This is a genomic window from Geobacillus sp. ZGt-1 (genome assembly GCF_001026865.1).
Classification (GTDB): Bacteria; Bacillota; Bacilli; order Bacillales; family Anoxybacillaceae; genus Geobacillus; species Geobacillus thermoleovorans.
In genome coordinates, this window is record NZ_LDPD01000025.1 from 126,465 (window position 1) to 132,888 (window position 6,424).

The 6,424-nt window shown below is 53.6% G+C and carries 7 protein-coding genes, 1 other RNA gene and 1 pseudogene; 1 reads left to right on the forward strand and 8 read right to left on the reverse strand.

Features of this window, described 5'->3' with window-relative positions; all coding sequences use genetic code 11:
• Positions 1–72 precede the first annotated feature (72 nt).
• The 7 genes and pseudogenes from ssrA to secG form a co-directional block, all read right to left on the reverse strand.
• Positions 73–424: a transfer-messenger RNA gene (gene ssrA / locus VU18_RS17585) on the reverse strand.
• 61 nt (positions 425–485) lie between these two features.
• Entirely contained in the window at positions 486–641 is a 156-nt protein-coding gene (locus VU18_RS18405) for a hypothetical protein (RefSeq protein WP_014196709.1), read from the reverse strand.
• A 149-nt stretch (positions 642–790) separates the two neighbouring features.
• Positions 791–1,258, reverse strand: coding sequence for an SsrA-binding protein SmpB (gene smpB / locus VU18_RS13300; protein WP_013144268.1), 468 nt, complete (start codon positions 1,256–1,258; stop codon positions 791–793).
• An 81-nt stretch (positions 1,259–1,339) separates the two neighbouring features.
• Positions 1,340–2,555: ribonuclease R family protein (locus VU18_RS20480; protein WP_236687403.1), on the reverse strand; the 1,216-nt coding region annotated here is incomplete at its 5' end.
• Between the two features lies 1 nt (position 2,556).
• Positions 2,557–3,616 (reverse strand): annotated as a pseudogene (locus VU18_RS20485) (ribonuclease R family protein); the annotation flags it as partial.
• A gap of 22 nt (positions 3,617–3,638) precedes the next feature.
• The gene (gene estA / locus VU18_RS13310; RefSeq protein ID WP_033004594.1) at positions 3,639–4,379 is read right to left on the reverse strand and encodes a carboxylesterase; all 741 of its coding nucleotides are present in this window, start codon (positions 4,377–4,379) and stop codon (positions 3,639–3,641) included.
• Between the two features lie 74 nt (positions 4,380–4,453).
• Positions 4,454–4,690 (reverse strand): preprotein translocase subunit SecG, encoded by a 237-nt coding sequence (gene secG, locus VU18_RS13315; protein ID WP_013144265.1) that lies wholly within the window; start codon positions 4,688–4,690, stop codon positions 4,454–4,456.
• A gap of 534 nt (positions 4,691–5,224) precedes the next feature.
• Here secG and VU18_RS13325 point away from each other — a divergent pair.
• Entirely contained in the window at positions 5,225–5,440 is a 216-nt protein-coding gene (locus VU18_RS13325) for a hypothetical protein (RefSeq protein WP_013144264.1), read from the forward strand.
• A 99-nt stretch (positions 5,441–5,539) separates the two neighbouring features.
• Here the strand turns inward: VU18_RS13325 and VU18_RS20490 are convergent.
• Positions 5,540–6,424, reverse strand: an 885-nt coding sequence (locus VU18_RS20490; protein WP_047758284.1) for a carboxylesterase family protein, incomplete at its 5' end; no start/stop codon positions are given.

Consider the following 6,424-nt stretch of genomic DNA (forward strand, 5'->3'; position numbering starts at 1 on the left):
AATGAAAAACGACCGCAAACACGGTCGTATCAAGAGGTTCACCATTTTTAATCCGAAACAGCAACATGTTGGAAATGGAGACGGTGGGAGTCGAACCCACGTCCAGAGGCATCGCCACTTAAGCATCTACGAGCGTAGTCGGTATATTTCGCTTCGCCGTCCGTTCCGCCTACCGACAGGCCTCCCGGCGGCTAGCCTGGTTCGTCTCTTCCCTCATCCTCAGGCGGCGGATTTGGGCGTAGCCCGCTTCATATGAGCCCCTCGAACGCCACGCGGGCGATGGCGGGAGGAGCTAGCTGCAGCAATTAGGCAGCTAAAGCGTAGTTTTGTTTGCCAGTTATCTTTAGGTGACGTTTTTACGAGGACGTCCCCCTCGGCTCGCCGCTTAAGCTCGACCTACCCCTGTCGAATCCGGATCGTCCCCGCGGTGGCGAAGAAAGATCGGAATAGCGTAAGCGATGGATAACTGGCTGTTGCATTATTTATTATACCATGGCGATGCGCATTTTCAATGGGAATGTTTTCAACCCCGGTGAAAAACGGTCATTTTTGCCAAAGCGATGGAGTTCGCCAGGAAAGAAGAGCCGATGTTTCAATGCTTCTCCACTGGAGAAGATTCGATTGAGAACTGTTTTTCCCATACACCACCGACTCCCTATAAGGCTGGTGAAAAACGGGTTTTGCGCCCAGATCGGCGGCGCTGGACGAGAAAGGCATGTCGATCTGACAAAGTTTCTCTAAATAGAAAAAGAATTGGGATCTCCCGTTTTTTCTTTGAATCACCAACCCTCTATAGTTTTTGCCGCTCGCGGAACGCCCGCTCGATTTCGCGCTGCGCTTCTTTCCGCTTCATGTCTTCCCGTTTGTCGTATTTTTTCTTCCCTTTGGCCACTCCAAGCTCCACTTTGGCAAAGCCATTTTTAATATACAATTTCAGCGGCACGAGCGTATACCCTTGCTCTTTCGTATAGCCGATCAGCTTGTTGATTTCGCGGCGGTGCAAAAGGAGCTTTCTCGTCCGCAGCGGATCATGGTTGTAGCGGTTGCCTTGTTCATACGGGCTGATATGCATGTTATGAAGAAACACTTCCCCTTTTTCCACTTTGGCGAACGAATCTTTCAAGTTCACCCGGCCGTTGCGGATCGATTTGATTTCCGTCCCTTGCAGCACAAGGCCGGCTTCATACGTTTCTTCGATGAAATAGTCGTGGTGCGCTTTTTTGTTTTGGGCGATCACTTTTCCTTCGCCTTTCGGCATCCGTTTTCCCCCTCCTCATTGTAGCGTTTCTTATTTTACCAAAAACGAAAAAGAAGGAAAAGCCGCCCGTTCGGCTTTTCCTCACCGTTTTTTCTTTTTCTTCTTTTTCGCCTTCGCGCTGCGGTTTGAGCCGCTTTGCGCTTTCGGCTCCGCCTTCGCTTTTCCTTTCTTTTGCTTTTTCCCTTCAATGACGACCGGAGCGGCTTTCGCTTTCGGCGGACGGCGTCCCTTCATGCCGACGACTTCAAAATCGACGATCCGTTCGTCTTTGTTCACGTTGATGACGCGGACGGTGATTTCATCGCCGATGCGGTACATTTTCCCGGTCCGTTCGCCGATCAACGCGTAGTGGCGTTCGTCGTAGCGGTAATAGTCGTCCGTTAAGTAGCTGACGTGCACCAAGCCTTCGATCGTGTTCGGCAGCTCAACGAACAAGCCGAAGTTCGTCACCGAGCTGATAATGCCGTCAAACTCCATCCCGATTTTGTCTTCCATAAACTCGGTTTTCTTCAGATCGTCCGTCTCCCGCTCCGCCTCAACGGCGCGCCGCTCCATATCGGAAGCGTGTTCCGCAATTTCAGGCAGCTTTTCCGCCCATTTTTGCTGGGTGTCAAGATCCATCTGGCCGTTAATGAGATACGTCCAGATCAACCGATGGACGATCAAATCCGGGTAGCGGCGGATCGGTGACGTAAAATGGGTGTAAAACTCGGTCGACAGGCCGTAATGGCCGAGGCTCTCGGCGTCATAGCGCGCCTGTTTCATCGACCGAAGCATGACGGTCGAGATCACCATTTCTTCCGGCTCGCCGCGCACCGCTTCGAGAATTTGCTGGAGGGCGCGCGGATGGATTTGGTTGCCCGTTCCTTTCACGACATAGCCGAAGTTCGTGATGAACTCTAAAAAGCGCTGCAGTTTTTCCGGCTTCGGATCCTCGTGAACACGGTAAATAAATGGCACGTTCAACCAATGGAAATGCTCAGCCACCGTTTCGTTCGCCGCCAGCATAAACTCTTCAATCAACCGCTCAGCGACCGACCGCTCGCGCAAGACGACATCGTACGGCTTGCCGTTTTCATCGACAAGCACCTTCGCCTCCTTAAAATCGAAATCAATCGCCCCGCGCTTTATCCGCTTTGCCCGCAAAATGTCGGCAAGCTCAGCCATCAGCTCAAACATCGGCACAAGCGGCGCATATTTTTCCCGCAAGGCTTCGTCTTTGTCAACGAGAATTTTATTGACATCGGAATACGTCATCCGTTCCGCCGTGCGGATGACGCTTGGGAAAATTTCATGGNGGACGACTTCTCCTTGCGGGGTGATTTCCATTTCGCACGAGAGCGTCAGCCGATCGACTTTCGGGTTGAGCGAGCAAATGCCGTTCGACAGCCGATGCGGGATCATCGGGATGACGCGGTCAACCAAATAAACGCTCGTGCCGCGTTCATACGCCTCGCGGTCAATAGGCGAGCCTTCCTCAACATAGTAGCTGACATCGGCGATATGAACGCCGAGCTTATAGTTGCCGTTTTCAAGCTTTGTCACGGTGACGGCATCGTCCAAATCCTTCGCATCTTCCCCGTCGATCGTGACGATCATCTCGCCGCGCAAATCGCGGCGCCCTTCCAAGTCTTTCTCCGTAATGACATCCGGCACCCGGTTGGCGTGCTCGATCACGTCTTCTGGAAATTGAAGCGGAAGGCCGTATTTATAGATGATCGCCAAAATGTCGACGCCCGGGTCGTTTTTATGGCCGAGAATTTGGACGACTTCCCCTTCAGCGCTCATTCGTCCTTCCGGGTACGAGGTGAGCCGGGCGACGACTTTATGCCCTTCGACCGCGCCGTTCGCCGCGTTTTTCGGAATGAAAATGTCGTTGACGATCCGTTTGTCATCGGGGATGACAAAGCCGAAATATTTGCTTTCCGTGTACGTGCCGACGACTTCTTTCACCCCGCGCTCCAAAATGCGGACGATCGTTCCTTCGCGGCGCGCCCCGGATGAATCGGCTTGGACGCGCACAAGCACCGTGTCGCCATGCATGGCGTTTTTCAGTTCGGACGGCGGGATAAAAATATCATCCAGTCCCGGCTCCTCCGGTGTGACAAACGCGAATCCTTTCGGGTGGCCAATCACCTTGCCGCGCACGAGATTCATCCGCTCGGGCACGCCGTAGCGGTTGCTGCGCGTCCGGACGACAAGACCTTCCTCTTCCATGGCGACAAGCGTTTTGACAAACGTTTTAAACTCCTCAGCATCCGCAATCCCAAACGCTTCCTCCAGTTCCTCAACGGTCAGCGGTTTGTACGCCTCATCGCGCATAAACGTTAAAATTCGTTCGGCCAACACATGATCCATTGGCCATCCCCTCCTTTCTCCATTACCAATCTAACGATTCAAGAAATGCATAAATATCTTCATGCAGCTGATCTTTTTCTTGATCAAGCGTAATCACATGGCCTGATTGCTCATACCATTTGATTTGTTTGACCGGCGATTCAATTTCGTTATAAATGATGTTCGCGCTGTCTGGATTGATCATCTCATCATGGCGCGCTTGGACGACGAACGTCGGCGCATAAACCAAATCAAGGTGGGCGCGCACATCGGCAATGAGTTCTTGCAAGGCTTTCAACGTCTTCATCGGCGTTTGTTTGAACCGTTCCATTTCCTGTTCGATTTGTTCCTCTGATTTCCCTTCCCGCTTTTTATACTCGCGCGCATACTCGAGCACACCTTCGTACATCGTTTCTTCGCTTTTGATGTACATCGGCGCGCACATCGTCACAATGCCTTCTATAGGTACAGTGTAGCCTAATTTGAGAGAAAATACGCCTCCAAGCGACAATCCAGCCACGGCAATTTTTTCGTAGCCTTTGTTTTTCAAAAACTGATAGCCGTTCATGACGTCTTGCCACCAATCATCCGGTCCGGTGTGGACGAGCTCTTCCGGCGGCACGCCATGCCCTTTGTAAATCGGAGCGTGGCACGTATACCCTTTCGATTCCAAGAATCGCCCAAGCATCCGAACGTCGGCGGAATTGCCGGTAAACCCATGCAAAAGCAGCACCGCCCGCTCCCCGGCTTCAAAGAAAAACGGCTTCGGCGGAACAATTTTCATCATAGGTTCTCCTTCCTCTCTGGTGTGAAATAGAAAGGGCAGCCCTTCATTCTATGGACCGCCCCATGTTTGACTTATGATGGCTGTACGTACGTAACCAAGATCGTCAATACGAAAAACAAGACGGCCAACACGACCGTGACGCGCTGAAACACCGCATCGAGCCCACGGGCTTTCTGCTTCCCGAACAATTGCTCGGCGCCGCCGGTGATCGCCCCCGACAGCCCGGCGCTGCGGCCCGACTGCAGCAAGACAACTGCGATCAGCGCGATCGACACAATGACAAGCAGCGTCACAAGCAAGGCATGCATGCCTGACACCTCCAACGACCGACGTTGCAATAATTTCACTATACCATAGATCGCCGTTGGCGGCAACTGGCGGGCCTGTCTCAACACGACGAAAGGAACAGATTCTCTTTTTTGTGAAACATTAGATTGGAAAGCCCGTCATCTAAAAATTTTAAAAAAATACAAGCCAGAAGATGCTCAAATGGAGGAAATCGATGAAATCATTGACGAATGCCTGGCAAAAATCGCAACGTATCTGACCTGATCTGATCGGCCTGGAGGCAGCGAAAGAATGGAACGATGTTGAAGGAAAGACTACATTTCCTGTCTTTTCTATATAAGTTGCAATAAAGAAAAGTTTCAACTTATATAGAGGGCTAAATCGAAGGGATGGGGCCAAAAAATTCCCTGCTCCTCCCCTTTGGCATAGATGGGGGAGCGTTTCATCCTCCATCCGCTTGACGCTCCATGAATCGGGTGCGGTATGATCATTGTCGTCCGCCGCCGAAATACGTTACAATAGAAAGCAAATCGGCAACGACTGGAGGGACTTCAATGGCAAGACCGGACGAACGAGTCGTCATCGCGATTGACGGCTATCAATTCAAACGGGCGCGGGAGGCGAAGAAAGGGAAAATTTTCGTCACCTCGCCGATTGGGGCGAACTTTACGTTTGACGTCAACGTCATGCGCAAGCTCATCGAGGCCATCGACCGCGACCCAGCGCTGGCGGAACAGTTCGGGCTTCCTTCTCAGGGGGCAAACGAATAACAAAGGAACGGCGGTTGGCCGTTCCTTTGTTGGTTTAGCGGAGAGAGGCCGAAGTCCATTTTTTCACAGATGGCGGTGCTCCCTCACGAATCAAATCTTCTAGCGTCCTTGCCATGCCGCTCGCTCGCGGCCAAACGGATCATCTTCGACATGGCTGGCGGCTGAAAAGACAAAGGCCGCCTTGCGCTCGCTCGTATACGCCGGCCACGCTTCCGGCAAGTGATCGCCGTTCGGGTTGCCGGTGCGGGCAAACGCCAGCCAGGCGTAATGCATTTGGTCAGCGATCGCCTCGCGCTCCGGCCGGTTGCCGACGAAATTCGCGACGCCCGGCTGATGGAGATTGTGAAACACAAACGGCAGCTCGAGCGCGTGGCATGCTTTCAGCTGTCCGCCGAACACCGGCGTCTCATAATCAAACCGGTACATGTACACATCCGCTCCGTGGGCCGCTTGGGCGTCCGCTGTCCGCAGCATCCCCTCGACAAAAACACGGTACGTCATGATGCGCAGCCACGTTTGCCAGTCGGGCGCCGACGGCTCCGCCGTCTCTGCATAATAGCGAATCGCCGCCTCCGGCACGGGCCCGACTTCACGGTTGATCCGGTCAAGCAGTTCTTTTTCGCCAAGCTTTGTCCACGATGGATCCGTCAAGGTAAACAGGTTGTACTCGTCTTTCGTCACGCCGATGAGAATCGGAATGCCGCTGGCCGCCCCGTCGTGGAGCGCCTCGATCGGATGGCGCCGCAATACGCGGCCATCCACCACCGGACCGTACATGATTCCCGGACCGAGCGACAGCGCCGCCCGCAGCAGCTCCTCGGCGGGAATCGACAAGAGCCGGCCGCGGTCACCCGGGCGGATGCCGGCGCGCTCGAGAATGCGCTCGGTCATCGCCATGGCGGTCTTGGGCGAACGGAGGAGAAGCGCTCCCGAACCGCTTTGCAAAATGGCGCGCCGAAACAGCCCGCTGGCCTCCGGAAGCGA